We start from the raw sequence: 23,087 nt of genomic DNA, 5'->3' as shown, positions 1-23,087 counted from the left end.
TTTTGTCGTTCAGGAAAAAAGGGTCAAGGGAAATCGGCGGGGCTCTCTATCGCGACACCCAGTTTCAGCGCAATTTCTCCGGTGGTGCGCAAGGCGAGCGAAATGAGGACATTCAAGATGGCGTTTTAGAACTCGCCGTCCTCACCGTCGTTCTGCCATGGCTGGACAAGGTTGCCAAAGCGTGTGAACCGACCCTCGAAGCTGAGGTCCACGGTTCCGATCGGGCCGTGACGCTGTTTGCCAAGGATGACTTCGGCACGACCGTGCAGGCGTTCCATACGTTCCTGCCACGCGGCCATCTCGTCGAGACGGTCGTCGGAGGGTTTCTCCCGCTCTGCGTAGTATTCCTCGCGGAAAACAAACATTACCACGTCGGCATCCTGTTCGATCGAGCCCGATTCACGCAGGTCCGAAAGCTGAGGGCGTTTGTCGTCTCGGCTTTCGACAGTACGCGAGAGCTGTGACAGGGCGATAACGGGGATGTTGAGTTCTTTTGCGATGGCCTTCATGCCCATCGAGATTTCAGCGATTTCCTGAACGCGGTTATCGGCGGTGCCGCGACAAAGCTGAAGATAGTCGATGATCAGAACATCCAGACCATGTGTCCGCTTCAGGCGGCGAGCGCGAGCGGCGAGCTGGGCGATCGGGAGCGCGGGCGTGTCGTCGATAAAGAGGGGGCAGGCTTCAAGGGATTTCGCGGCTTCGACGAAGCGGCGGAATTCGGCCTCCGTCATGTCACCCTTGCGGATCTGTTCGGAAGGAATCTCGGCCGCCTCGGAAAGAATTCGCGCTGCGAGCTGTTCGGCGCTCATTTCGAGCGAATAGAAACCGACCACGCCGCCTTCGACCGCGCCTTCTGTGCCGTCCGGTTTGGTGCCCTTCTTGTAGGCTTTGGCGACGTTGAACGCGATGTTGGTGGCCAGAGAGGTTTTGCCCATCGAAGGACGACCTGCAAGGATCAAAAGGTCTGACGGGTGCAGGCCCCCGAGTTTCTTGTCGAGATCGATCAGGCCGGTAGAGATGCCGGCAAGACCGCCGTCGCGCTGATAAGCAGCATTGGCGGTGTTGACCGCTTCGGTCACGGCTTTCAGGAAGGACACAAAACCGCGTTCTGTCTGACCTTGCTCGGACAGCTTGTAAAGCGCCTGTTCGGCTTCAACGATCTGCTCTTTTGGCTCCAGCTTCACGTCGGCTTTGCGCGCCTTGGTGGAGATGTTGTCGCCAAGGCCGATGAGCTCCCGACGGATCGCCATATCATAGATCATCTGCGCATAGTCACGAGCAGCGAAGGCCGAGATTGCCGCACCGGCCAGTCGGGCGAGGTAAGCCGGGCCACCGAGTTCCTTTAGGCCTTCGTCGTCCTCCAGAAAGGCTTTGAGCGTGACAGGAGACGCAAGGTTGTTCTTGGCGATGCGGGCGGCGGCTACTTCATAGATCCGCGCGTGAACCGGGTCGTAGAAATGTTCAGATGTGATGACCGAAGCCACGCGGTCGAAGATGTCGTTGTTGGTCAGGATCGCGCCTAGAAGCTGCTGTTCGGCCTCAATGGAATGAGGCATCGGGTCCGCTTCGGCTGCCTCGGGGGCAGGGGCGGCATTCATCGGTGCGATTTCGTTCATGTCTGTCCCTGAGCCGGGCGTTGAAGCGCCCGTGATCTGAATCGGTTCTTGCCTGCAAAGTGATGCAGAGCGTTCTACGACAAGGCCCGCGACGAGGGCAAATTGTATGTTTGTGTGGAACGCCTGTGGATAACTTTGCCCGCCCTGATTTTGTCAGAGCGGGCAGGGATGCGTCAACATCTTGTGTCTATCCGGTCAAACGTACCGGACTAGGCAGGGCAGATTTTTTGCTGGACGGGTCAAGAACCCTTGCGCGCTTCCTGCCATGCCCGCGGGTCGTTGAGGAAGTTTTCCACTTCGGCGAGTGTTTCTGCAGAAAAGGCTTGTTGAGCCTTTGCTTCAGCAAGCACATCCCACCACGTACAAAGGTAGTGCAGGGCAACGCCGTGGTCTCCGAGAGTTTTTTCGGTTTCCGGAAAGATGTCGTAATAGAAAATTACGGCCGTGTTGCCGCAGGTCGCTCCGGTTTCACGGATCGCGTCGACAAAAGACAGTTTTGAACCGCCGTCGGTGGTGAGATCTTCGACCAACAGCACGCGTTCGCCTTCACTCATGGCGCCTTCGATGCGGGCGTTTTTACCATAGCCTTTGGGTTTCTTACGCACATAGGTCATCGGCAGTGCCATGCGTTCTGCCACAAGAGCCGCGAACGGAATGCCTGCGGTTTCACCTCCGGCGATGTTGTCGAACGCCTCAAAGCCCGCTTCGCGCATCACGGTCACGGTCATGAAGTCCATCAGCGTCGCGCGGATGCGCGGGAAGGAGATCAGCTTGCGGCAGTCAATGTAGCTTGGGGAAGGTAGGCCGGAGGCCAGTGTGTAGGGCTCGTCGGTGTTGAAATTCACAGCGCCAATTTCCAGCAGCATACGGGCGGTCAGGCGGGCGATTTCTTCTTTCGGCGGGAAGGCGGTTGGGATCATGAACGTGTCCTTTGAGTAAGAAGGGCGTTAACGGGCGACGGACCAGTGGATCGGGTAGCCCGGATCAAAGACGGTTACGGGGCCGTTTTCGGTGACGATTTTTTCAGGGAACACTGTCGCGACATCCGATTTGACCAGAGTCAGTCGCGTGTCGTTTACGGGCAATTTGTAAAACGCCGGACCATTCAAGGACGCGAACCCCTCGAGTTTGTCGAGTGCGCCGTCTTCTTCAAACACGTGTGCCAGAAGAGGCATGGTGTTTGTGGCGGTGAAACAGCCGGCACATCCGCAGGCGGCGAGCTTGTCACCATCCAGGTGCGGCGCGCTGTCGGTACCAAGGAAAAAGCGCTTGTCGCCTGAGGTCGCAGCAGCGCGCAGGGCGATGCGATGCTCTTCGCGCTTGGCCACTGGCAGGCAGTAGTAGTGCGGTTTGATTCCGCCGACCAGAATGTGGTTGCGGTTGATAATCAGGTGGTGCGTGGTGATTGTCGCAGCAAGGTCATTGTCCTGAGACTTCACATACTCAGCAGCGTTGCCTGTCGTGATGTGTTCCATAACGACGCGGAGGCCGGGCGTTGACCGACGGATCGGGTCAAGCACACGGTCAATAAACACCGCTTCGCGGTCGAAAATGTCGATGTCATGGTCGGTCACTTCGCCATGTGTGCAAAGCGTAAGGCCGATCTCGGCCATTTTTTCCAGGACACCGCGCACTTTGTCGAAGTCAGTAACGCCGGAAGCGGAATTGGTGGTCGCACCCGCCGGATAGAGCTTTACGGCTTTCACAAGACCGGAGGCATGGGCTGCGGCAACATCCTCTGGATCTGTGTCCTCGGTGAGGTAGAGCGTCATCAATGGGACAAAGTCCGCGTCGTCAGGAAGAGCGGTTAGAATGCGATCGCGGTAGGCCGCAGCCTGCGCGCCGGTGACAACCGGTGGCACGAGATTCGGCATGATGATCGCGCGGCCAAAGTCTCGCGCGGTTTCGGGCAGAACAGCGGCCAACATCGCGCCGTCGCGCAGATGCAGGTGCCAATCGTCGGGGCGGGCAATCGTCAGGCTTTGGGTCATAGGGGCCGCTTACACAAAAGCGGCCGCGCAATCCAGCCCTGTCGGGGCTGGAAAACGGATTAGCTGGCCAGTCGTCCGGCGTCCGCGGCCTGAACCAATAGATCGAGCTTCCGCATATAGCGGGGCTCGTGCAGGCGGCGGGCGACGTTCGCACAGAGCAGTGCCTTGATATACGGGCGCTTTTTGGCCTCGATATCGGCCAGAAGACGATTCAGGTAGCGCAGGTGGTTGCGCCGTGCGCGGTAGAGTTTGTAAAACGCCTGCCGATCAAGTTTGCCGGCGCCGGCTTTGGCCAGAATGCGGAAAAGAATTTGCATTTCTAGAAGTTGCGGTTCAAGCAAGCTCCCCATGCGCGGCACCGGAAGCAATTCGACATTGCGGCGGCGATATAGCGCCGCGTGCATAGCATCTAGGTCTTCCAGCGGGTCATAGATGACGAAAGCTTTCTCGGCGCCTCCCAGCATGTCCGGGGCATAGCCGTACCGGCCGGAAAAGGACCGCCGGCGCGCAGCAGGGAAGCGGTGGTCCCAAGAAGCCATGTCGGGTGCCAGTGTGGCCTGTGGCTTGACGGCGATTACGGTTGCGCCCGGGGCCGCCAAAGAGAAAGCTGCTGCCGCGTATCCACAGGTACCGGCCCCATAGAAAATCACCTGATCGAATTCGTCAAAGAAGCCGTCGTCGGTCAAGCGATCGAAATAGGCGATCACCTCGGGTTCGCGATACCACGTATTACCGTCACAGAGGATGCACAAATGTGACCAGCCCAGCTCGCGTACCAGTTCCCAGCCAAGCGGCTGTCCTGTGTCTCCGCGCTTCTGGATGCCCTGCATGGTTTCAAAGGTCACAAGAAGAATAGGCTTGTCTTCGATGAGAGTGGCGCAGTGGCGCTCTCCTAGCGGCTGGAAGTGACCGTGTTCTTCGGCAACTTCTTCCAGTTTGGCCAGCCAGGCGGCCCGTTTCAAACCCAGCATCGGCACGTCAAAGCCGTTTGGGGAATCCTGCATTTGCTCAATCCTTGTACCCTGCGTCGTCCCGATCGGGCGCGCGGTCACTTGTTATTGGTAACGAAGCTAGTGGCCATTTGCGGCAAAAATTGGGAAGCGGGCAGCTTTTCTACAACTTTTGTCGCGGGCGGTGCGTATTGACCTTTGAGAAGCGTCATGTGCAGCCTGACGCCCAAAGGGGAGGTCGCGATGAGCGAAGTGAGCAGCATTGATCATGTGCAGGAACTGCTGGCCGGCGAAGGCTATGTTTGCGGGCGCGATCTTGCGACGGTGACATTTCTGGCATTGCGGCTGGGGCGACCGATTTTCCTCGAAGGGGAAGCTGGCGTCGGCAAGACCGAGATCGCAAAGGCCATCGCAAGCGCCTTGGGGCGCGATCTGATCCGACTGCAATGCTACGAGGGTCTGGACGCGGCGAGCGCTGTCTATGAATGGAATTTCGCGGCGCAGATGGTTGCGATCCGCACGGCAGAGGCCAGTGGCGGAGCTGACAGAGCCGCATTGCAGGAGGAGCTCTTCGGCCCGGACTACCTCGTAGAGCGACCGCTTTTGCAAGCGATGCGCCCGCACAACGGAGGTGCGCCGGTTTTGTTGATCGACGAACTGGACCGCACGGATGAGCCATTTGAAGCCTTCTTGCTTGAAGCCTTGAGCGATTTTCAGGTGACCATTCCGGAAATCGGCACCATCAAGGCTCCGGAGCCGCCAATTGTGATTGTCACCTCTAACCGGACACGCGAGGTCCACGATGCGCTGAAGCGGCGGTGTCTTTACCATTGGGTGGATTACCCCGATTTCGCGCGTGAAATGGAAATCCTTACATCTCGTGCGCCAGAGGCGGCGGAAGCCCTAAGTAGAGAGGTCGTCGCTTTTGTGCAGCGGTTGCGTACCGAAGACCTGTTCAAAAAACCTGGCGTTGCCGAAACGATTGACTGGGCCAAATGCCTGCTCGCGCTGGACGTGCTGACGCTGAGCCCCGAAGTGATTGCGGACACGCTGGGAGCGGTTCTGAAGTATCAGGATGACATTGCCAAACTTCAGGGCTCTGAGGCCAAACGGTTGCTTGATGAGGCGCGGGCGACGCTGGAGCCTGCATGATGCCTCATGCGGCTGTAGAAAACAGGGAAGGGCCCCAAACTGGCCCTTTGTTGCTTTGAATGCCTGAATACCTGCCTCTTGAAATCCCCGATGATCCCAAGCTGACCCAGAACATCACCTGGTTTGCGCGCTCCCTGCGCAAGGCGGGGCTCCCGATTGGTCCCGGGCGCGTGATCGACGCGATCCGGGCAGTCGAAGCGGCGGGCTTTACCTCCAAGCAGGATTTCTTCTGGACGCTGCACGCCTGTTTCGTTTCGCGTCCGGAACACCGCACCGTGTTCGCTCAGGTTTTCCGGCTGTATTGGCGCGACCCGCGATACCTCGAGCACATGATGTCGATGATGTTGCCCGCAGTACGTGGCGTTCAGGAAGAACGCGCGGGGCAAGCCGGCGAAAAGCGCGCGGCGGAGGCCTTGCTGGACGGGGCTAATCAGGATGTGCCTGAAGGGCTGTCCGATGAGGAGGAAGGTACAGAGATAGAAATCGATGCATCGATGACAATCTCGACCGAAGAAAAGCTTCGCACGCTGGATTTTGAACAGATGAGCACCGAGGAGATCGCTCAGGCAAAACGTATGCTGTCTCGCATGGCCTTGCCGGTTCAGCCGATCAAATCGCGGCGGATGAAAGCGGATGCGCTGGGCTGGCGGCCGGACTGGCGCGCTACTATGCGCAATTCCATGCGCCAAGGTGGTGAACTGCAGATGCCGGCGAAGAAAAGCCGCCGAATACGCTGGCCCAATTTGGTGGTGATTTGCGATATTTCAGGGTCTATGAGCCAATACAGCCGGATGGTTTTGCATTTTCTCCACGCCGTTGCGAATACAAAGGGCGCCGGTTGGGCCAAGGTGCATGGCTTTACCTTCGGCACGCGGCTGACAAACATCACCCGTCATCTTGCAACCAAAGACGTTGATGCGGCGTTGGCGGCCGCAGGTGCCGAGGCGCAGGACTGGGAGGGCGGCACGCGTATTGGCGAGTGCCTGCATTCCTTCAATCGGGACTGGTCGCGGCGGGTCATGGGACAAGGTGCGGTGGTTCTTCTGATCTCGGATGGTCTTGATCGCGGGGACCCTGAGGCTTTGGCAATAGAGATGCAGCGACTGCAGCTGTCCAGCAAAAGGCTGATCTGGCTCAATCCGCTGCTGCGCTGGGAAGGTTTTGCGGCCAAGGCGCAAGGGATCAAGGCGATGTTGCCGTATGTGCACAGCTTTCGGGCAGGGCATTCCATTGCCACGCTGGAAGAACTGGCGGAGGCAATCTCGAGGCCGGATGATCTGGGTGAGAAGGCGCGACTGATGGCGGGTATGGATGCGTGACGACGGGTTGGTCCGGAAGATGGCAGTGGCGTAGACGGTTGTCCTCCGGAGCGAAGCGGACCATCGTTGTGGGACTGAAAATGGAGAATGCACATGGCTGAGCTTTTGCAAGGCGCGCCGGAATTGGCACTTGAGTGGCATCGTGCGGGACGCGGAGCGGCTTTGGCCACGGTGGTCCAGACATGGGGTAGCGCGCCAAGGCGCGTTGGTGCGCAGATGGTGGTGTCTGGTGATGGCCAACTTGAGGGGTCTGTTTCGGGTGGCTGCGTCGAAGGTGCCGTAATGCTTGAAGCGATGGACAGTCTCGAGACGGGCAAGGGAATCTTATTAGAGTTCGGCGTCAGCGACGGAGATGCTTTTGCCGTGGGGCTGGCCTGTGGCGGGACGATCAAGGTTCTTGTGGAGCCAGTTGGTTCCGTGCTGAGCGAAGAAGTTCTGGCAGAGCTTGTGTCGGCGCGGGCGGAGCGCAAGGCCGTTGCCTATGTTTGTGATGCCGAGACAGGTGGCGGGAGGCTAACGTCCGATGGCTTCGAGGAACGCTTCCGCATGGACCGTTCCGGTGTCGAGGAAGACGGGCGCTTTGTAGCTATTCACAACCCGCCTTTGCGACTTGCCATTGTCGGGGCCGTACATATTGCTCAGGCCTTGGTTCCAATGGCCCGGATCGCCGGGTTTGATCCTGTGCTAGTTGACCCACGCAGCGCTTTTGGATCCGAGGCACGTTTTCCCGGTGAAACTATCATTGACGAATGGCCCGATGAGGCGATGCAAAGAATTGGTTTGGACGCGCGTACCGCGCTGGTTTTGCTGACGCATGATCCGAAGCTGGATGATCCCGCGTTGCACATAGCGTTGAAGTCGCCAGCTTTCTACGTTGGCGCCTTGGGCAGCTCTCGCACCCACGCGAAACGGGTTGAGAGGTTGAAGGGGGCCGGGTTTTCGGCGGAAGAAATCGATCGCATCCACGGACCTATTGGACTGGATATTGGAGCGGCGTCGCCATCAGAGATTGCCGTTTCAATCATGGGCGAGATGTTGCGTGTATTGAGGAAGGGCGCATGAAGTTCGGGCCCGTTCCGGTCAACGAGGCGGAGGGCGCGGTGCTCGCGCATTCTTTGGTTGCCGATAAGCGAATACCTAAAGGCACTCTGCTGGAAGCAAGCCATGTGCAGGCGTTGAAAGCCGCAGGCTTTGAGACCGTCACCGTGGCGCGTCTGCAAGCAGGTGATGTGGCTGAAGACGCCGCAGCGGCACGATTGGCGGAGGCAGTCCTCGACGGCGCAAACGGCTTGCGTGCCACGGGAGCAGGTGCAGGTCGCGTGAACCTTTACGCGCAAGGCTGCGGTCTGATCCGAATAGATGCAGGTGTCATCCACAAGATAAATGCCGTGGATCCAATGATTACCATAGCAACGGTACCTGACCATCATCGCGTCGACGCAGACGGGATGATCGCGACCATCAAGATCATTTCCTATGCGGTGAGTGACGATGCACTTGAAGCAGCTTGTTCGGTGGCTTCGGGAAGTGTGACCCTGTTGCCCCCGGTTTACAAAACCGCGACGCTGATCGAGACGACCATCGGTAAAGTGCTTCCAGACAAAGGTTGGCGTGCCATGGCCGGTCGGGTGGAACGCATGGGCATGGGTATGACGGAACGGGCACTGGTGAGCCATGAGATTGCACCGCTTGCGCAAGCCATGAAGGACGCGCCGGGGGAAGTCGTGTTCGTTTTGACCGCATCTGCGACTTCAGACGTTCTTGACGTCGCGCCTCAAGCTGTGCGCGCGGCCGGGGGTACAATAGAGCGGTTTGGCATGCCCGTAGACCCTGGAAATCTTTTGTTCCTTGGAACGCTGGGAGAGAAGCCGGTGATCGGTCTCCCGGGATGTGCGCGCTCTCCTGCTCTGAACGGAGCGGACTGGGTTTTGGAGCGGGTGATTTGCGGGCTTGAAGTGACTCACTCGGATATCTCGGGCATGGGTGTGGGCGGATTGCTCAAGGAAATTCCGATCCGACCGATGCCGCGTGAAACGATTGTTTGAGCGGCGCGCGCTCGGCGCCGTCTGCAACTTCGACAACTTCTCTGCGTGCGCAGCTACGACCAATGTCTACACCCCGATATGGAAATGTCACAAAATCCTGCTTCCCCTGTGGCGGAGCGACTGCTTTACTCTTGCCCAATGACAATAGCTAAATCGGGAGGAGCCAATGTCACAGGTCACAATGACCGTGAATGGCAAGGAAATGTCCGGAGACGCCGAAGGACGCACCTTGCTGAGCCAATTTCTACGGGAAACTCTGGGGATGACAGGCACGCACGTCGGCTGTGATACCAGTCAGTGCGGCGCCTGTGTTGTGCATGTGGATGGTGTCGCTGTTAAGTCCTGCACCATGCTGGCCATGGAAGCGGATGGCGCGTCGGTTGACACCATTGAGGGTCAGGCTGCGCCGGACGGCACGCTGAACGCGTTGCAGCAGGCCTTTCAGGACCATCACGGGCTTCAGTGCGGGTTTTGTACCCCAGGTATGATCATGTCCGCTGCGGACCTGCTCAAAACCAACCCAAAGCCGACCGAAGCGGAAGTACGCCATCACCTCGAGGGCAATATCTGTCGCTGCACGGGCTACCACAATATCGTTAAGGCGATCATGGCAGCCAGCGGTCAGGACGTGAGCAGCATCGCGGCGGAGTAACGCCCGAGACTGACAGCAAGCCTGTGCGGAAGAGGAGCCGCGCGGGAGAGCAATTTTCGGACGACCCGGCCATGCGGATGACATCCCGGCCTGTGGAGTCCGACCTAATGGGAGGAAAGACATGCCAAAGGATCTCGAAGAAAAGAGCAGCGGCATCGGCGCCAGCCCCAAGCGGCGCGAAGACGTCCGGTTCCTGAGTGGGACCGGTAATTACACAGACGACATTCAGGTCAATGGACAGGCCTATGTGCATTTCCTGCGCTCGGATGTGGCGCATGCCAACATCAAGGGGATCAACCTTGATGCAGCAAATGCCATGCCGGGTGTGATCCGGATTTTCACTGGTGCCGATTTTGAAGGCGTAGGTGGCATTCCATGCGGCTGGCAGGTGACGGACAAACACGGCGAACCTATGCAGGAACCGGCGCACCCTGTGCTGGCTCAGGGTAAGGTCCGTTATGTGGGTGATCAGATTGCCGCCGTCGTCGCGGAAACTCTGGAGCAGGCGCGGGATGCCGCAGAAGCCATTGAAGTGGACCTTGAAGAACTGCCGGCCGTCGTCGACATGAAGGCAGCTCTGGCTGCGGATGCGCCTAAGGTGCACGACGATCTGACCAGCAACCTTTGCTACGACTGGGGGTTCGTTGAAGAGAACAAACCGGCGGTAGATGCCGCGTTTGAAGCGGCGGCGCATGTGACCACGCTCGAGCTGCGCAACAACCGTTTGGTTGCGAACCCGATGGAGCCGCGCGTCGCCATTGGTGATTTCAACCGCGCCACGGGCGATAGCACCCTTTATACGACAAGCCAGAACCCGCATGTGATCCGCCTTTTGATGGGCGCGTTTGTTTTGGGCATTCCGGAGCACAAGCTGCGGGTTGTCGCGCCGGATGTCGGTGGCGGTTTTGGTGCCAAGATCTTCCACTACGCTGAAGAGGCCTTCTGTACCTTCGCAGCCAAGGCAATCAACCGTCCTGTCAAATGGACGTCGACACGTTCCGAGGCGTTTATCTCGGATGCGCATGGTCGCGACCATGTGACCAAGATCGAACTGGCGCTGGACGCGGACAACAACTTCACCGCGATCCGTACGGACACGCACGCGAACATGGGTGCTTATCTGTCGACCTTTGCGCCGTCGGTGCCGACTTGGTTACATGGCACTCTGATGGCCGGTAACTATAAGACGCCGGTTATCTATGTGAACGTGAAGGCGGTCTTCACCAACACTGTGCCGGTTGACGCATACCGAGGCGCTGGGCGTCCGGAAGCGACTTATCAGCTGGAGCGTGTGATTGACAAAGCTGCGCTGGAACTCGGCGTTGACCCGATTGCGTTGCGTCGACAGAACTTCATCACTGAGTTCCCCTACGAAACTCCGGTGGCCGTTGCCTATGACACGGGTGACTACCACGGCACTATGGACGTGCTGGAGAAGATGGCAGACCTGAGTGGCTTTGAAGCGCGTCGCAAAGAGAGCGAAGCAAAAGGTAAGCTGCGCGGGCTTGGCGTAAACTGCTATATCGAGGCTTGCGGCATCGCGCCGTCCAATCTTGTTGGACAGCTCGGCGCACGTGCCGGTCTTTATGAAAGTGCTACTGTGCGGGTGAATGCCACAGGCGGTGTCGTGGTCATGACGGGTTCGCACAGCCACGGGCAGGGGCACGAGACGTCCTTCCCGCAGGTGATTGCAGAGATGATCGGCATCGACGAAAGCATGGTCGAAATCGAACACGGCGATACCGACAAGACACCGATGGGCATGGGTACTTACGGCTCACGTTCTATCGCGGTTGGTGGCTCTGCTATGGTTCGTGCAACCGAGAAGATCATCGCCAAGGCCAAGAAAATCGCGGCTCACCTGCTTGAAGCGGCTGAGGCCGATATTGAGCTGAAGGATGGCGCGTTCTCTGTGGCTGGCACAGACAAGTCTGTAGCCTGGGGAGATGTGACGCTTGCGGCCTATGTGCCTCACAACTATCCGTTGGAGGATATCGAGCCCGGACTGGAAGAAACCGCGTTCTATGATCCTGCCAACTTCACCTATCCGTCGGGCGCCTATGCCTGCGAGGTGGAAGTGGATCCGGAGACTGGCAAAGTCACTATTGAGCGTTTCAATGCCGCAGATGACTTTGGCAATATCATCAACCCGATGATTGTTGACGGTCAGGTGCATGGCGGTATCGGTCAAGGCATTGGTCAGGCGTTGCTTGAAAACGCGGCCTATGACGAGAACGGTCAGCTCTTGAGCGCGTCCTATATGGATTACGCCATGCCACGAGCCTCTGATGTGCCATTCTACGGCGTGGACCATTCCAGCCAGACGCCATGTACGCATAACCCGTTGGGCGTTAAAGGTTGCGGTGAGGCCGGTGCAATCGGATCTCCGCCCGCTGTTGTGAATGCTGTCGTGAACGCGCTGCGTTCGGGCGGTCACGACATTACTCATATCGACATGCCGGTTTCGCCATCGCGCGTCTGGCAGGCCATGAACGGCTGAGGGAGGAACAGCTATGTACAACTTCGAGTTTGAGAAACCCTCGACCATCGCCGATGCGGTTGCCGCATTGGGAGATGAAGACGCAACTGCGCTGGGCGGGGGGCAAACGCTTCTCCCGACCATGAAACAGCGCCTTGCGAGCCCGTCCAAGGTGGTAAGCCTGAAAGGTATTGCCGAAATGCAGGGCGTCTGCATCGGTGACGACGGCGCGGTTTGTATCGGGGGGGCGACCTCCCACGCAACCGTCGCGTCTGAGGCCGCTGCTAGCTATCCTGCCTTGGCCGCTCTTGCAGGAGGTATCGGCGACCCTGCGGTCCGTGCACGAGGCACCGTCGGCGGTTCGTTGGCCAACAATGATCCGGCAGCGTGTTACCCTGCTGGCGCACTGGGTTCCGGGGCGACCATCGTCACCAATGCGCGCGAAATTGCGGCAGACGACTACTTTCAAGGTATGTTCACCACCGCCCTCGACGAAGGTGAGATCATCACCGAGGTGCGTTTCCCGGTGCCGGAGGCGGCGAATTACCAGAAGTTCGAACAGCCTGCGTCGCGCTTTGCGCTGGTTGGTGTTTATGTTGCCAAATACGCGGACGGTGTGCGCGTGGCGGTGACAGGTGCGTCTGAGGAAGGCGTGCATCGCTGGACGGCGGCGGAAGAGGCGCTGTCGGCGAACTTCTCGCCGGATGCGGTGCCTGCGGCGCCAAGCGCGGACGGCATGATTGCCGATCTGCACGGCACAGCGGCCTACCGCGCGCATCTGGTGGCAGTACTGACCAAACGCGCCGTCGCGGCTGCGGGGTAAGTCTATAGATTGCCTTGAGACAGGCAGTCACAAAAAAGGGCGGCGCCAAGGCGTCGCCCTATTTTTTGCACTAGAAGGAGACCGGTTTAGAAGGTTTCCATGCAGTCCTGTGCTCGGTTGATGGCGTTCTGCGGCGTCTTGAGCTTCACCGTTACCGTGCTGGCTGTGTCGTCAAAGGCAATGAACTCGCGCGCTTCGACCAAGTCCGAAACGAAGCGGGGATTATCAAAGACGATGTATCCGCCCTTCAAGTCGCCGGACAGAGTGCGCGACACAGTAGTGGAACTGCCAACATACATGTTGCCGTTCAACGAGATGGCAATGTCGTGTTCGCCTTCGGCAGGTTCATAGCCTTTCACAAATGCGCCGAGGTAAGCGGAGCCCTGTGTTTGCGTGAGACCGGCTTGGACGACGCTGTTTTCGCTGCGCCATTCAATGAAGCAGGACTGGCGTGAGTTGTTTTTGAAGATCGTCCAAAATTTGGATTTCCAGAAAGTCTCGATGTTGTCGCCCTTGGTTGGAAGAACGTTTTGGTCTGCAGTGAAGCCTGCTGACGCTGCAAAGACCATGGCGCCGACTGCGGCGCCTCTGAGAAGTGACGGAATTAGATTAGTTTTGCTCATTGATGTGACGTGCCTCCGTAATTGTCTGTTTGTCCGACGATTTTGATCGGTTGTGACTTTGGTGGTCGTGGGGGCAGGCTAGGGGATGCGCGGCAGTTAGTCTATTGTGTGCTGTTAATGCGGAAGGTGGAGAGGCCGATGGTTGGAGAGATTTGGCGCAGTTTTCAGCGGCTCCCGCTGTGGGTGCGGCTTTGGATGGTTCTGGTGCTCGCCCCGGTGAACATAGCGCCGGTGTTCTTTCTTGATGCGCATCCGTCTGCGCTCTGGGTGGCGGCGCTGAGCATGGCAGGCATGGCGTTCAATCTGCCGATCTTGCTGCGGGACCGTGGGTTTTCTGCGGCTCTGGCCTTTCCGCATCTGGTGTTCTGGACGCCTTTGGTTGTGTTGCTGATCCTGCGGCCTGCGATGTTTGACGAGGTGCAGGGAAGTTATGCGACTTTGCTTGTGGTTTTGTTGGTTGTGAACGTCGTGTCGCTGGCGTTTGACGGGTTTGAGGCGGTGAAGTGGGTCAAAGGTGAGAGGGGGATTTCTTAGGGTTGGACCTATAGGTTGCTCGCTCACTGTCGTTGGGGGACTTGCTTTCACGATCGGGGCGGAAAGAGCAGGTCTTTAGCAGTTCCACCAAACCGGCCAAGACAGGAGGCACCTCATCAAGTTTTCGGCTTCCTCGCCACAAAATCGATCAGGGCGGACATGCCGGAGTGGCCGCGGCCTTCCTGGACTTCGCGCTCGTAGGCGCGGCACTCAAGGATCTCCCAGCCGACGAAGGCGGCGCGCAGGATGACGTCGGTGTACATGTTTTCGCGGAAAGGCGGTCCGCCGGTGCCGTGGTCGAGCTGTTCTGGCGTGTAGCCGTGCAGCATGACAAGCCCACCTGGTTTTGTGGTCTCTTTCATGCGCTGGAACTGGATGCGTCGTCCGTCAGGGCCGACGAACTGGATGAAGATGCCAGCGACAATATCGTAGGTTTCGTTCGGCCAGTCGTCGCGCAGCACATCTGTTTGCCGGATGTCGAGGGTTACGCCATTGGCTTCGGCCAAGGCATGGGCGCGGGCGATGGCGGTGGGGGCAAATTCGAGTGCCGTGACGCTTAGGCCCTTTTTTGCCATGTGCACTGAATTGCGGCCTTCGCCGTCAGCGACGGCAAGGGCTGTGTGGCCGGAGGTCAGGTATTGGTCGTGGTCCAGAAGAAACCGGGCGGGATCGGTGCCGAAGACGTAATCATCGGACCCGGAATAACGCTCTTCCCACATGGGGGCCTCAAATCAATTCAGACAAAGAAAAACCCCCGCCGAAATGGGCGGGGGCTTGGGAATGTTTATTTCGGAAGCGGGCCGATCATCATAATCATCTGGCGGCCTTCCATCTTGGGCATGTTTTCCACCTTGCCCAATTCCTTGATGTCTTCCGCCACGCGTTCCAGCAGCTCGCGACCCAGGTTCTGGTGGGCCATTTCGCGGCCCCGGAAGCGCAGGGTGACTTTCACCTTGTCGCCATTCTCCAAGAATTTGAACACGTTGCGCATTTTCACGTCGTAGTCGTGCTTGTCCGTGTTTGGGCGGAACTTAACCTCTTTGACCTCGATCGTCTTCTGCTTCTTGCGGGCTTCGGACTCACGCTTCTGCTGTTCGTATTTGAACTTGCCGAAGTCCATGATCTTACAAACGGGCGGTGTCGCGTTCGGAGAAATCTCTACGAGGTCGAGTCCGGCGTCAGCGGCCATGTTCATGGCTTGAGCGGGTGACACGACGCCGACGTTTTCGCCTTCTGCACCGATCAACCGGATTTCCGGGGCGCGGATACGCTCGTTTACTCGAGGGCCGGTATCGCGCTGGGGCGGTGCGTTGTGGGGTCTGCGGGCTATGGTTTTGTTCCTTCGATAGCGGATGTGTATGGGGCGGTAATTTATTCGCGGTTTCCTGCCGTTACAACCGCCGATTTGCGCGAGATTGAGCCATTTATCGCCAATTTCCCCCTAGAGACTCGTCAGAAAGCTGTCGCATGTGAAGACTAGGAAAGCCGGGAAGGTTTAACCGGACAGGAAGCAAGGGAGTTTTGCTTATGAAGAATCTGATTGTTGTAATCGTATTGGTGGCGGCTGCGGCTGTCGGCTACTTTGTTATTTCCGGTCAGGGCGGCGAGGATGCCGCGGCCATGAGGGACGATGCGACGAGCGAGGCTGCGTCCACAACAGAAGCTGCAAAGGACGAAGCTGCGGAAGCGGTAGAAGAGGCGAAAGACGCTGTCTCTGAGGCGATGGAAGCCGTTGGTGCTGCGGCGGAAAGCGTCGTTGAAGAGGCAACCGAGGCCGCGAGCGAAGCTGTAGATGCGGCGACGGAAGCTGCCACAGAGGCTGCAAATCAAGCCGTCGAGGATGTTGCAGACGCGGCAACCGAGGCAGCTGATGCGGCGACGGAAACGGTGACCGAAGCCACCGAAGCGGCTGGCGAGGCCGCGGACGCAGCCACTGAGATGGCATCCGAGGCAGCAGAAAATGCGTCGCAGGTGGCCACCGAAGCTGCGGAAGGCGCCGCAGACAGTGCGTCTGAAATGCTGACCCTGTTGACGCCCGAAGGCTTTGACTTCGACAAAGTCATGGCAATGGTGGATGGCTCCGAACTCGACCCGCTTCAGAAAACAACGCTCAAAACCACGTTGGAGAGCGCAAAAGACAATCCTGAAGTGCTGACAAAGGTTCTTGACCAGATCAAAGCTGCTTTGGGTCTGTAAGTCACATCCATCAAATGAGCGCGCCCCTGACCGAGAGGTTGGGGGCGTTTTTTCGTGGGGCAGGTGTCCTGCGAGAATACGCAATAAATTGAGTTCGGTTTGATTGCGGACGACCGTGTCGGGCCTAACGTCTAAATTAGGGTGGCTGCCTTGCGGAGAGAATGGCGGCTACGAGCCCAATGTGTTCTATGCTGTGCTTGCAACGGAATGCTCAAATGGTTGAGCCGAGGCCAGCCCGGCGCATACCGTGAGTGCGCCAGGCGCGCGCGCACAAACCCAAATCAGCCGAAGCACTAGAGCTCGTTTCGGTAGATCACACCGTCTTTCATGACCAGATCAATCCCCGTCTCCCATTCAGAAAACACCGCAACATCTTGTGTCGGGTCGCCTTCAACAAGGATGATGTCCGCATAGGCACCGGGTTCAATGACCGCGAGAGGCCCATCTTTGTAGGGGTTTCGCTCGCCTGTCATTGCAATCAACTCAGCGTTGTTCGCGAACATTTGCTCAAGGATTTTGTCATTGCTGAAATACTCTTTCCGAACGAGCATAGCGTCGCTGTTGTAGCGATACCCCTCAAGTGAACCGAAACTGTCTACACCATATCCGCTGCGAATGTTTAGATCATTGATGTATCCGAATGACGCAATACCACCTTCTTGAAGGTTACAGGCTTTGGCCTTTGTTGCCGCGGTGTTGAACAGTGGGTTGTCGCAAAGTGTTGGAACCACACCAACTTGCGAACTGACAACGGCACCGATTTCAGCAAGGCGCTCGAAGGTTTCGCGACCCGCGAGGTGCATATGTTCAAACGTCACCATCCCGGCGTCCATTCCAAGGTTCAGACTGACGTCCGTGTATGCATGCGCAGTGACGTAAGTGCCCCATCGTGCAGTCTCATCGACAGCGGCTTCAATTTCTTCTTTCGACATAGTCGTGACGTCGAGTGGGTCGTACCGGCTGGAAAGTCCTCCACCGATCATGATCTTGATGAAGCTGGCCCCCTTGCGCATTTCCTCTCGGATTGCCAGCCGCACTTCATCGGGGCCGTCCGCGATCCGAACCATCCCGATCCGCTCCATGTTCGTCTGCCCTTTGACTGATGTATCCGTCATAAAATCAGCATGGCTTGACCATCCACCAATGCAGGCACCAGCCGAAACAATACGCGGGCCGGGAATGACACCGGCGTTGATGGCCCTCCGCATCCCATGAGTGTTGCCACAAAGGTCGCGGACAGTCGTAAAACCACGCATAAGCATATCTTCCGCAGCAACAGCACCGCGGATGGCCGCCTCCTGACCCGGCATTTGTTCCATGTCGACGGCAGCCGCAACAATATGAAGGTGTGTGTGAGTATCAGTAAGCCCTGGAGTAAGCGTCCTTCCACCGCCGTCTATGACTGTGGCCAACGGAGCATCAATTGCTTCGGTGGACACCTGTTTTATCAGGTTACCCTCTACAAGAACGTTGGCACCCATCATCAACTCTGGTGTCACACCGTCGTAGACATTCACATTTGTAAAAAGAGTTTGTGGTAGTCGATCATCTTCCGCGATTGCAGTGGTTACGGCAAAGGACGCGGCTAAAGCAAAACAAATTAGTTTCATATTTACCTCCCTATTCCTTGCTAAACCTAGATCAACTTCCGGAGCGGACAAAGGAATTGTTCTCATCGGCAGCTCCGTCCCGCAGAGCAGACCTTGTTTTGAGACTTGCAGTGTCGGTTCGGCGCCAACTTGAGCATGCTTCACCGTCTTCCCAAAACAAAACGCCCCCGATCTGGGATCGAGGGCGCTTAAAAAATGTTGTTTAAGCCTCAGTCGAGGAAGGCTTTTTCCACCACGTATTGCGCGGGTTTGGAGTTGGCGCCTTCCTCAAGTCCAGCGGCCTCCAGCATGTCTTTGAGTTCGAGGTTGAACGCCAGATTTCCGCAGATCATTGCGCGGTCGTTGTCAGGGTTGAGTGGTTCCACACCCAGATCCTTGTAGGCTTCGCCCGAGTTGATCAGGTCGGTGATCCGCCCCATTTTGGCGCTCTCCTCGCGCGTGGTGGTTGGGTAGTACTTGATCTTTTTCCAGAAGCCCTCGCCGATCACGTCGTTCAGCAACTCGTCTTCCTTGAGTGACTCGATGATGTTGCGGCCGTAGATCAGTTCGTCTGCCTCGCGGCAAGTATGTGTGATAATGACTTCGTCGTAGTCTTCATAGGTCTGAGGCTCGCGCAGCAGAGACGCAAAAGGGGCAAAGCCGGTGCCGGTTGCGAAGAACCAGATGCGCTTGCCGGGGATCAATGCATCATGCACGAGAGTCCCAACAGGCTTGGGCTTGAGGAAGATCTCGTCGCCCGGTTTGATGTGCTGCAGCTTGGAGGTCAGCGGACCGTCCTGCACCTTGATCGAATAGAATTCCAATTCTTCGTCCCAGCTCGGGGAGGCGATGGAATAGGCGCGCAGCAGTGGTACCTGTTTGCCCGTCTTGGGATTCACGTCGCCCATCAGGCCGATCATGACAAACTCGCCGGACCGGAAACGCAGCGACGCAGGGCGCGTGCATTTGAAGGAGAACAAACGGTCGGTGTAGTGCTTCACCTCTGTCACGGTCTCGGTGTTCGGCAGTTTCGGGGCCTTGGCGGCGGGTGCGGTTGTCACGGGTGTTTGCTCGTTCATGTCACATCTCGGGCGGGATTGACCCTTGCCCCTCATCTAGCAGTTTCAGGTGTTTTTTAAAGGCATATCGGCGATGCGGCTTTGACATAACGCAAGGTCGCATCGCGATTTTTGTATGTGTTAGCCGCGCATTCGCGACTGATAATCGTTGGCCTTCCAGTCGGCGCGGAATTTCCATTCACCTTCCGGTTGGCGCTTGGCCTGTTCATCAGAGATTTCCACCTCGTCAAAGCCGACGCGCCGCGCCATTGCGTATTGGTCCGAGATGACGTGGCCTTTGGCACGCAGTCTGCCGGTGTAGCCATTCAGGCGCAAATGCCGAGCGATCGTGAAGCCACGCCCATCGGCAAAAGAGGGAAAATCGACGCGGATCATCTCGACCCCAGCCAATTTCGTTGCCAGCTCCGCGGGATCGGTGTCTGAAGGCACATCCAGCGCGATCACGTCGTTTGCGGCTTCGTCCAATGGCACAAATCCACCGGTCCAGTCATCTCGGCCAAATCCAGCGTCGGTTACAATTACACTCATTTCGTCTCTCCTGTTCGCACCATTTTTCCGTTCACAAAATGGATGCCACATTCGTCTTTGTCCTCACCCCGCCAGCGGCCGGATCGGGGGTCCTCGCCTTCCGCCACCTTGGATGTGCAGGGCGCACATCCAATGGAGGGATAGCCTTGAGCCACCAAGGGGTGCCTGGGCAGGCGATTTTCAATCATATAGTCGCGCACATTCTCGGGCGTCCAGTGGGCCAAAGGGTTGACCTTGATGCGTCCGGTGAAGTCTTCAACTTCAAAGAAATCAAGGGCGGCACGCGTGCCGGACTGGAACCTTTTTCTGCCGGTGATCCAGCCGTCAAAGCCGCGCAGGGCTTTTTGCAGTGGACGTGTCTTGCGCAGCGAGCAGCAGGCATCTGTATCGCGCTGGTGCAGAGTGCCATCGGCATCTTCTGCTGCAATGCTGGCTTCTGATGCGCGGATCACCTCAACATTCTCAAGATGCAGACGCTCAGCCAGTTCTTGTTGATAAGCCAAGGTTTCGGTAAACAACATTTCCGTATCCACGAAGAGCACCGGTATGGAGCGGTCGACCACCGCGGCCATGTGCAGCAACACGACGGACTCGGCTCCAAATGAGGATACAAGTGCCAGCTTGCCAGCCTGTGGATCCTTCAGCGCGGCCTCCATCACCGAGGTCGCAGAGTGGTGACGGTAGCGGGTGTTGAGAGCATCAACCTTTGCCTGGAGCGGGTCCAGTGGACCGTCCGGGTTCAGCCCCGTGTTTAGCGGGGATTTGAGAAGAGAAAAGCCGTTATGTTGCATATGCCTGTACCTCGTCAGTCCTGACGTGGGGCGGTTGCGGACGCCCGGAATTGGACGCCCATGGCCAGCTTTTGAATGAAGGGTGCGAGATCAGGCCGCATTGGCCTGAGTCTCCGGATACAGATGGGGTTTGAAGGCCGACAATCCAAGACGTTTGTAGGTCTGAAGGAAAGTTTCTTCAGGGCCTTCGCGCATCTCCAGGTAGCCGTTCACCAGCCGTTCGATCGCCGGAACAATTTCGTCATAGGCAAATCCCGGTCCGGCGCGCTCTCCGATGGCCGCATCCCAAGTAGCATCGCCACCAAGCGTGATCTGGTAGTTTTCGACGCCAGCGCGATCCAGTCCCAGAATGCCGATGTGACCGACATGGTGGTGACCACAAGCGTTGATGCATCCGGAAATCTTTATCTGCAGATGTCCGATGTCATGCTCTAGCTTAAGCTCTTCGAAACGCTCGGCAATCTGCTGAGCGACCGGAATGGAACGCGCCGTTGCCAGCGCGCAGTAATCCATGCCGGGGCAGGCGATGATGTCGCTGATCAGGCCGATGTTGGCGGTGTGCAGGTCTGCTTCGCGCAGTGCGGCGTAGACTGCGGGCAGGTCGGATTTGTGCACATGTGGCAGGATCACGTTTTGCTCGTGGCTGATGCGCAGCTCGTCGTAACCGAAGTCCCGTGCAATCTGCGCCAGCACACGCATCTGCTCGGATGTGGCGTCGCCCGGCGTTTCGCCGTGTTTTTTCAACGAAACAGTGACGATGGAGTAACCGTCCACGCGATGCTCAGACAGGTTGGTGTCGGCCCAGCTGCGGAACATCGGGTTGGTGTCATACGCGCTGTCAAACTCTACAACCGGTGCGTTGCGGAAAGCGGGCGGCGCGAAATGGTCTTTGATATCCGCAAACAGGGCCTGATCAACGCCTGTAAAAGTCGGACGGATCTGTGCAAAACGCTCATCTACGCGGGCACGGATGTCTTCTAGACCATGTTCGTGCACGGTGATCTTGATACGCGCTTTATATTTGTTGTCACGGCGGCCGATCTGGTTCCAGACCGAGACCGTCGCTTCAATGAAGGGCAGCAGGTCTTCGCGAGGCAGGAAGTCGTGAAGAATTTTGCCGATCATCGGCGTCCGGCCCAGGCCGCCACCAACAAGCATTTGATAACCGACTTCGCCGGCTTCGTTTTGCACAATGCGCACTGCCAGATCGTGTGCCTTTAGAACCGCGCGATCCTGAGAACCGGCGCTGACAGCGATCTTGAACTTTCGCCCCATGAATTGGAATTCAGGGTGATCGGTAGACCATTGACGGATCAGTTCTGCAACGGGGCGGGGGTCTTCGATCTCGTCGGCAGCCGCCCCCGCGAAGTGATCGGCAGTCACATTTCGGATCGTGTTTCCGGAAGTCTGGATGGCGTGCATGCCAACCTCGCCCAGAGCATCGAGCATGTCCGGAACATCAGTGAGTTTCGGCCAGTTGTATTGGATGTTCTGACGGGTGGTGAAGTGACCGTAGCCTTTGTCCCACTTGTCCGCCAACAGCGCCAGCGTATCCATTTGGGCGGACGACAGGGTGCCATAAGGGATAGCTACACGCAGCATGTAGGCGTGGAGTTGAAGGTAAAGGCCGTTCATCAGGCGAAGCGGCTTGAATTCGTCTTCGGTCAGGTTGCCCGCGACGCGACGTTCCACTTGAGCACGGAACTGGCGATTGCGCTCTGCGAGGAAAGCTTTGTCGAAGTCGTTATAGTGATACATGGGTGCGCTCCTGCGTGCCTTGCGGCTTCGTATTATTGGCCGACGGCCTGTTTGCCGTGGAAATAGTTGGACGGGCCGGTGCGGCGAAAGTCCTCGCGGAAGTGGGTCGGCTCAGGGCCGGCGTTGCCTGCCTGTGCATCTGCGAGGTAAGCGCCAACCACTTCGCCCGGCTGTTGCTCCGCCTCCAGGAGGCGAAGCTGTGCGTGGGCTTCGTCGGTGAGCAGTTCCGCCTCGGCAAGATCACGTGTCCAGCTGTTGTCAGCGGACAAATAGATCACGTCTCCCTCGATCAGGGCGTTGGCAGTGACAACTTTGGGTGTGAATGCGCGTGGCATCGTCTCTCTCCCGGAATAAAACTTGAGAGATATATAGGAAATATTCCCGCATATGCGCCAGATGTGTTGAAAAATAGAAACGCTTGTTCTTGGCGAGTGGGCGTGGTAGGCCGGAATTCCAAAAATACGAAGGAAACGGGATGGCATTGCGCATCGACGACATGGATCGGAAAATTCTTGGCGAATTGCAGCGGGATGCGGCGCAATCGCTGGACGAAATCGCCAAGCGGGTGGGGTCATCCAAAACGCCTGTTTGGAACCGGATTCGCAAGTTGCGCGAGGCAGGTGTGATCAAGCAGCAAACCGTTCTCCTTGATGCCGAAGCGCTTGGTTTTGAAGCTTGTTTCTTTGTTTTGATCCGTACCAGCGAACATGAGGCGGACTGGCAGGCGAAGTTCCTGACCGCGCTGCGGGAGCGTCCTGAAGTGCAAGAAGCACACAGGCTTGCCGGTGACATCGACTACATCCTGAAAGTGCAGGTCCAGAACGCACGGGCCTATGACACTTTTTATCAGGCCCTCATTTCCGAGGTGAAGGTCCACAACGTGACCGCACTGCTGTCGATGGAAGAGATCAAGTCCACGGCGATGCTGCCCCTTTAGGGCTGCATCACGTCGGTTTTAC

23 protein-coding genes are annotated in these 23,087 nt (G+C 57.7%); 10 read left to right on the top strand and 13 right to left on the bottom strand.

Annotation, left to right across the window (positions count from 1 at the left end):
- Positions 1-125: 125 nt before the first annotated feature.
- From BXY66_RS09120 to BXY66_RS09105, 4 genes are all read right to left on the bottom strand, one after another.
- A complete protein-coding gene (locus tag BXY66_RS09120) occupies positions 126-1,619 on the bottom strand; it encodes a replicative DNA helicase (protein ID WP_132859808.1) in 1,494 nt (497 codons plus the stop codon).
- Positions 1,620-1,858: 239 nt separating this feature from the next.
- Positions 1,859-2,539 (bottom strand): orotate phosphoribosyltransferase, encoded by a 681-nt coding sequence (locus tag BXY66_RS09115; RefSeq protein ID WP_132859807.1) that lies wholly within the window; start codon positions 2,537-2,539, stop codon positions 1,859-1,861.
- Positions 2,540-2,566: 27 nt separating this feature from the next.
- Positions 2,567-3,610: a dihydroorotase gene (gene pyrC / locus BXY66_RS09110; RefSeq protein ID WP_132859806.1), complete on the bottom strand. Its 1,044-nt coding sequence runs from the start codon at positions 3,608-3,610 to the stop codon at positions 2,567-2,569.
- Positions 3,611-3,669: 59 nt separating this feature from the next.
- A complete protein-coding gene (locus BXY66_RS09105; protein WP_132859805.1) occupies positions 3,670-4,614 on the bottom strand; it encodes a phosphoadenosine phosphosulfate reductase in 945 nt (314 codons plus the stop codon).
- Positions 4,615-4,803: 189 nt separating this feature from the next.
- Here BXY66_RS09105 and BXY66_RS09100 point away from each other — a divergent pair, with 189 nt between their 5' ends.
- The 7 genes from BXY66_RS09100 to BXY66_RS09070 all read left to right on the top strand — a co-directional run bounded on the left by BXY66_RS09100 (position 4,804) and on the right by BXY66_RS09070 (position 13,030).
- Positions 4,804-5,712 carry an AAA family ATPase gene (locus BXY66_RS09100; RefSeq protein WP_132859804.1) on the top strand — a complete coding sequence of 303 codons (909 nt, stop codon included), beginning with the start codon at positions 4,804-4,806 and terminating at the stop codon, positions 5,710-5,712.
- Positions 5,713-5,771: 59 nt separating this feature from the next.
- On the top strand, positions 5,772-7,031 hold the full coding sequence (locus BXY66_RS09095) for a vWA domain-containing protein (protein ID WP_132859803.1): 1,260 nt from the start codon (positions 5,772-5,774) through the stop codon (positions 7,029-7,031).
- Positions 7,032-7,124: 93 nt separating this feature from the next.
- Positions 7,125-8,093 (top strand): XdhC family protein, encoded by a 969-nt coding sequence (locus tag BXY66_RS09090; protein ID WP_132859802.1) that lies wholly within the window; start codon positions 7,125-7,127, stop codon positions 8,091-8,093.
- Positions 8,090-9,076 carry a molybdopterin-binding protein gene (locus tag BXY66_RS09085; protein ID WP_132859801.1) on the top strand — a complete coding sequence of 329 codons (987 nt, stop codon included), beginning with the start codon at positions 8,090-8,092 and terminating at the stop codon, positions 9,074-9,076. The genes BXY66_RS09090 and BXY66_RS09085 overlap by 4 nt, the downstream gene beginning before the upstream one ends.
- Before the next feature lie 166 nt (positions 9,077-9,242).
- The gene (locus BXY66_RS09080; protein WP_132859800.1) at positions 9,243-9,728 is read left to right on the top strand and encodes a (2Fe-2S)-binding protein; all 486 of its coding nucleotides are present in this window, start codon (positions 9,243-9,245) and stop codon (positions 9,726-9,728) included.
- A 121-nt stretch (positions 9,729-9,849) separates the two neighbouring features.
- Entirely contained in the window at positions 9,850-12,228 is a 2,379-nt protein-coding gene (locus BXY66_RS09075) for a xanthine dehydrogenase family protein molybdopterin-binding subunit (RefSeq protein ID WP_132859799.1), read from the top strand.
- Positions 12,229-12,241: 13 nt separating this feature from the next.
- On the top strand, positions 12,242-13,030 hold the full coding sequence (locus BXY66_RS09070) for an FAD binding domain-containing protein (protein WP_132859798.1): 789 nt from the start codon (positions 12,242-12,244) through the stop codon (positions 13,028-13,030).
- Positions 13,031-13,116: 86 nt separating this feature from the next.
- Here BXY66_RS09070 and BXY66_RS09065 read toward each other — a convergent pair whose 3' ends face one another.
- Positions 13,117-13,653 (bottom strand): hypothetical protein, encoded by a 537-nt coding sequence (locus BXY66_RS09065; RefSeq protein ID WP_132859797.1) that lies wholly within the window; start codon positions 13,651-13,653, stop codon positions 13,117-13,119.
- Positions 13,654-13,791: 138 nt separating this feature from the next.
- Here BXY66_RS09065 and BXY66_RS09060 point away from each other — a divergent pair, with 138 nt between their 5' ends.
- Entirely contained in the window at positions 13,792-14,187 is a 396-nt protein-coding gene (locus tag BXY66_RS09060; RefSeq protein ID WP_132859796.1) for a hypothetical protein, read from the top strand.
- A 116-nt stretch (positions 14,188-14,303) separates the two neighbouring features.
- Here BXY66_RS09060 and BXY66_RS09055 read toward each other — a convergent pair whose 3' ends face one another.
- Both BXY66_RS09055 and infC read right to left on the bottom strand, forming a co-directional pair.
- The gene (locus tag BXY66_RS09055; protein WP_132859795.1) at positions 14,304-14,906 is read right to left on the bottom strand and encodes an SAM-dependent methyltransferase; all 603 of its coding nucleotides are present in this window, start codon (positions 14,904-14,906) and stop codon (positions 14,304-14,306) included.
- Positions 14,907-14,971: 65 nt separating this feature from the next.
- Positions 14,972-15,517 carry a translation initiation factor IF-3 gene (gene infC, locus BXY66_RS09050; RefSeq protein ID WP_132859794.1) on the bottom strand — a complete coding sequence of 182 codons (546 nt, stop codon included), beginning with the start codon at positions 15,515-15,517 and terminating at the stop codon, positions 14,972-14,974.
- A gap of 197 nt (positions 15,518-15,714) precedes the next feature.
- Here infC and BXY66_RS09045 point away from each other — a divergent pair, with 197 nt between their 5' ends.
- A complete protein-coding gene (locus BXY66_RS09045; protein WP_132859793.1) occupies positions 15,715-16,383 on the top strand; it encodes a hypothetical protein in 669 nt (222 codons plus the stop codon).
- A gap of 293 nt (positions 16,384-16,676) precedes the next feature.
- On the opposite strand, the gene BXY66_RS09040 is transcribed toward BXY66_RS09045, so the two are convergent.
- The 6 genes from BXY66_RS09040 to BXY66_RS09015 form a co-directional block, all read right to left on the bottom strand.
- The gene (locus tag BXY66_RS09040; protein WP_165929136.1) at positions 16,677-17,993 is read right to left on the bottom strand and encodes a metal-dependent hydrolase family protein; all 1,317 of its coding nucleotides are present in this window, start codon (positions 17,991-17,993) and stop codon (positions 16,677-16,679) included.
- Between the two features lie 209 nt (positions 17,994-18,202).
- Positions 18,203-19,051 (bottom strand): ferredoxin--NADP reductase, encoded by an 849-nt coding sequence (locus BXY66_RS09035; protein WP_132859791.1) that lies wholly within the window; start codon positions 19,049-19,051, stop codon positions 18,203-18,205.
- A 120-nt stretch (positions 19,052-19,171) separates the two neighbouring features.
- On the bottom strand, positions 19,172-19,579 hold the full coding sequence (locus BXY66_RS09030) for a DUF934 domain-containing protein (protein ID WP_132859790.1): 408 nt from the start codon (positions 19,577-19,579) through the stop codon (positions 19,172-19,174).
- Positions 19,576-20,370 carry a phosphoadenylyl-sulfate reductase gene (locus BXY66_RS09025; RefSeq protein WP_132859789.1) on the bottom strand — a complete coding sequence of 265 codons (795 nt, stop codon included), beginning with the start codon at positions 20,368-20,370 and terminating at the stop codon, positions 19,576-19,578. Before BXY66_RS09025 ends, BXY66_RS09030 begins: the two co-directional genes overlap by 4 nt.
- Before the next feature lie 90 nt (positions 20,371-20,460).
- Positions 20,461-22,128, bottom strand: coding sequence for a nitrite/sulfite reductase (locus tag BXY66_RS09020; RefSeq protein ID WP_132859788.1), 1,668 nt, complete (start codon positions 22,126-22,128; stop codon positions 20,461-20,463).
- A gap of 32 nt (positions 22,129-22,160) precedes the next feature.
- On the bottom strand, positions 22,161-22,463 hold the full coding sequence (locus BXY66_RS09015; RefSeq protein WP_132859787.1) for a DUF2849 domain-containing protein: 303 nt from the start codon (positions 22,461-22,463) through the stop codon (positions 22,161-22,163).
- A gap of 140 nt (positions 22,464-22,603) precedes the next feature.
- On the opposite strand from BXY66_RS09015, the gene BXY66_RS09010 reads away from it, so the two are divergent.
- Positions 22,604-23,065: an Lrp/AsnC family transcriptional regulator gene (locus BXY66_RS09010; protein WP_132859786.1), complete on the top strand. Its 462-nt coding sequence runs from the start codon at positions 22,604-22,606 to the stop codon at positions 23,063-23,065.
- Positions 23,066-23,087 lie beyond the last annotated feature (22 nt).

Source organism: Shimia isoporae, assembly GCF_004346865.1.
Classification (GTDB): Bacteria; Pseudomonadota; Alphaproteobacteria; order Rhodobacterales; family Rhodobacteraceae; genus Shimia; species Shimia isoporae.
Note: the sequence above shows the minus strand (reverse complement) of the source record. Positions and strands in the feature narration are given on the sequence as shown.

What these genes read in the sequence shown, in the direction of transcription:
- BXY66_RS09120 (WP_132859808.1), bottom strand. Translation starts at nt 1,619, where the DNA reads ATGAACGAAATCGCACCGATGAATGCCGCCCCTGCCCCCGAGGCAGCC.
- BXY66_RS09115 (WP_132859807.1), bottom strand. Translation starts at nt 2,539, where the DNA reads ATGATCCCAACCGCCTTCCCGCCGAAAGAAGAAATCGCCCGCCTGACC.
- pyrC (WP_132859806.1), bottom strand. Translation starts at nt 3,610, where the DNA reads ATGACCCAAAGCCTGACGATTGCCCGCCCCGACGATTGGCACCTGCAT.
- BXY66_RS09105 (WP_132859805.1), bottom strand. Translation starts at nt 4,614, where the DNA reads ATGCAGGATTCCCCAAACGGCTTTGACGTGCCGATGCTGGGTTTGAAA.
- BXY66_RS09100 (WP_132859804.1), top strand. Translation starts at nt 4,804, where the DNA reads ATGAGCGAAGTGAGCAGCATTGATCATGTGCAGGAACTGCTGGCCGGC.
- BXY66_RS09095 (WP_132859803.1), top strand. Translation starts at nt 5,772, where the DNA reads ATGCCTGAATACCTGCCTCTTGAAATCCCCGATGATCCCAAGCTGACC.
- BXY66_RS09090 (WP_132859802.1), top strand. Translation starts at nt 7,125, where the DNA reads ATGGCTGAGCTTTTGCAAGGCGCGCCGGAATTGGCACTTGAGTGGCAT.
- BXY66_RS09085 (WP_132859801.1), top strand. Translation starts at nt 8,090, where the DNA reads ATGAAGTTCGGGCCCGTTCCGGTCAACGAGGCGGAGGGCGCGGTGCTC.
- BXY66_RS09080 (WP_132859800.1), top strand. Translation starts at nt 9,243, where the DNA reads ATGTCACAGGTCACAATGACCGTGAATGGCAAGGAAATGTCCGGAGAC.
- BXY66_RS09075 (WP_132859799.1), top strand. Translation starts at nt 9,850, where the DNA reads ATGCCAAAGGATCTCGAAGAAAAGAGCAGCGGCATCGGCGCCAGCCCC.
- BXY66_RS09070 (WP_132859798.1), top strand. Translation starts at nt 12,242, where the DNA reads ATGTACAACTTCGAGTTTGAGAAACCCTCGACCATCGCCGATGCGGTT.
- BXY66_RS09065 (WP_132859797.1), bottom strand. Translation starts at nt 13,653, where the DNA reads ATGAGCAAAACTAATCTAATTCCGTCACTTCTCAGAGGCGCCGCAGTC.
- BXY66_RS09060 (WP_132859796.1), top strand. Translation starts at nt 13,792, where the DNA reads ATGGTTGGAGAGATTTGGCGCAGTTTTCAGCGGCTCCCGCTGTGGGTG.
- BXY66_RS09055 (WP_132859795.1), bottom strand. Translation starts at nt 14,906, where the DNA reads ATGTGGGAAGAGCGTTATTCCGGGTCCGATGATTACGTCTTCGGCACC.
- BXY66_RS09045 (WP_132859793.1), top strand. Translation starts at nt 15,715, where the DNA reads ATGAAGAATCTGATTGTTGTAATCGTATTGGTGGCGGCTGCGGCTGTC.
- BXY66_RS09040 (WP_165929136.1), bottom strand. Translation starts at nt 17,993, where the DNA reads ATGAAACTAATTTGTTTTGCTTTAGCCGCGTCCTTTGCCGTAACCACT.
- BXY66_RS09035 (WP_132859791.1), bottom strand. Translation starts at nt 19,051, where the DNA reads ATGAACGAGCAAACACCCGTGACAACCGCACCCGCCGCCAAGGCCCCG.
- BXY66_RS09030 (WP_132859790.1), bottom strand. Translation starts at nt 19,579, where the DNA reads ATGAGTGTAATTGTAACCGACGCTGGATTTGGCCGAGATGACTGGACC.
- BXY66_RS09025 (WP_132859789.1), bottom strand. Translation starts at nt 20,370, where the DNA reads ATGCAACATAACGGCTTTTCTCTTCTCAAATCCCCGCTAAACACGGGG.
- BXY66_RS09020 (WP_132859788.1), bottom strand. Translation starts at nt 22,128, where the DNA reads ATGTATCACTATAACGACTTCGACAAAGCTTTCCTCGCAGAGCGCAAT.
- BXY66_RS09015 (WP_132859787.1), bottom strand. Translation starts at nt 22,463, where the DNA reads ATGCCACGCGCATTCACACCCAAAGTTGTCACTGCCAACGCCCTGATC.
- BXY66_RS09010 (WP_132859786.1), top strand. Translation starts at nt 22,604, where the DNA reads ATGGCATTGCGCATCGACGACATGGATCGGAAAATTCTTGGCGAATTG.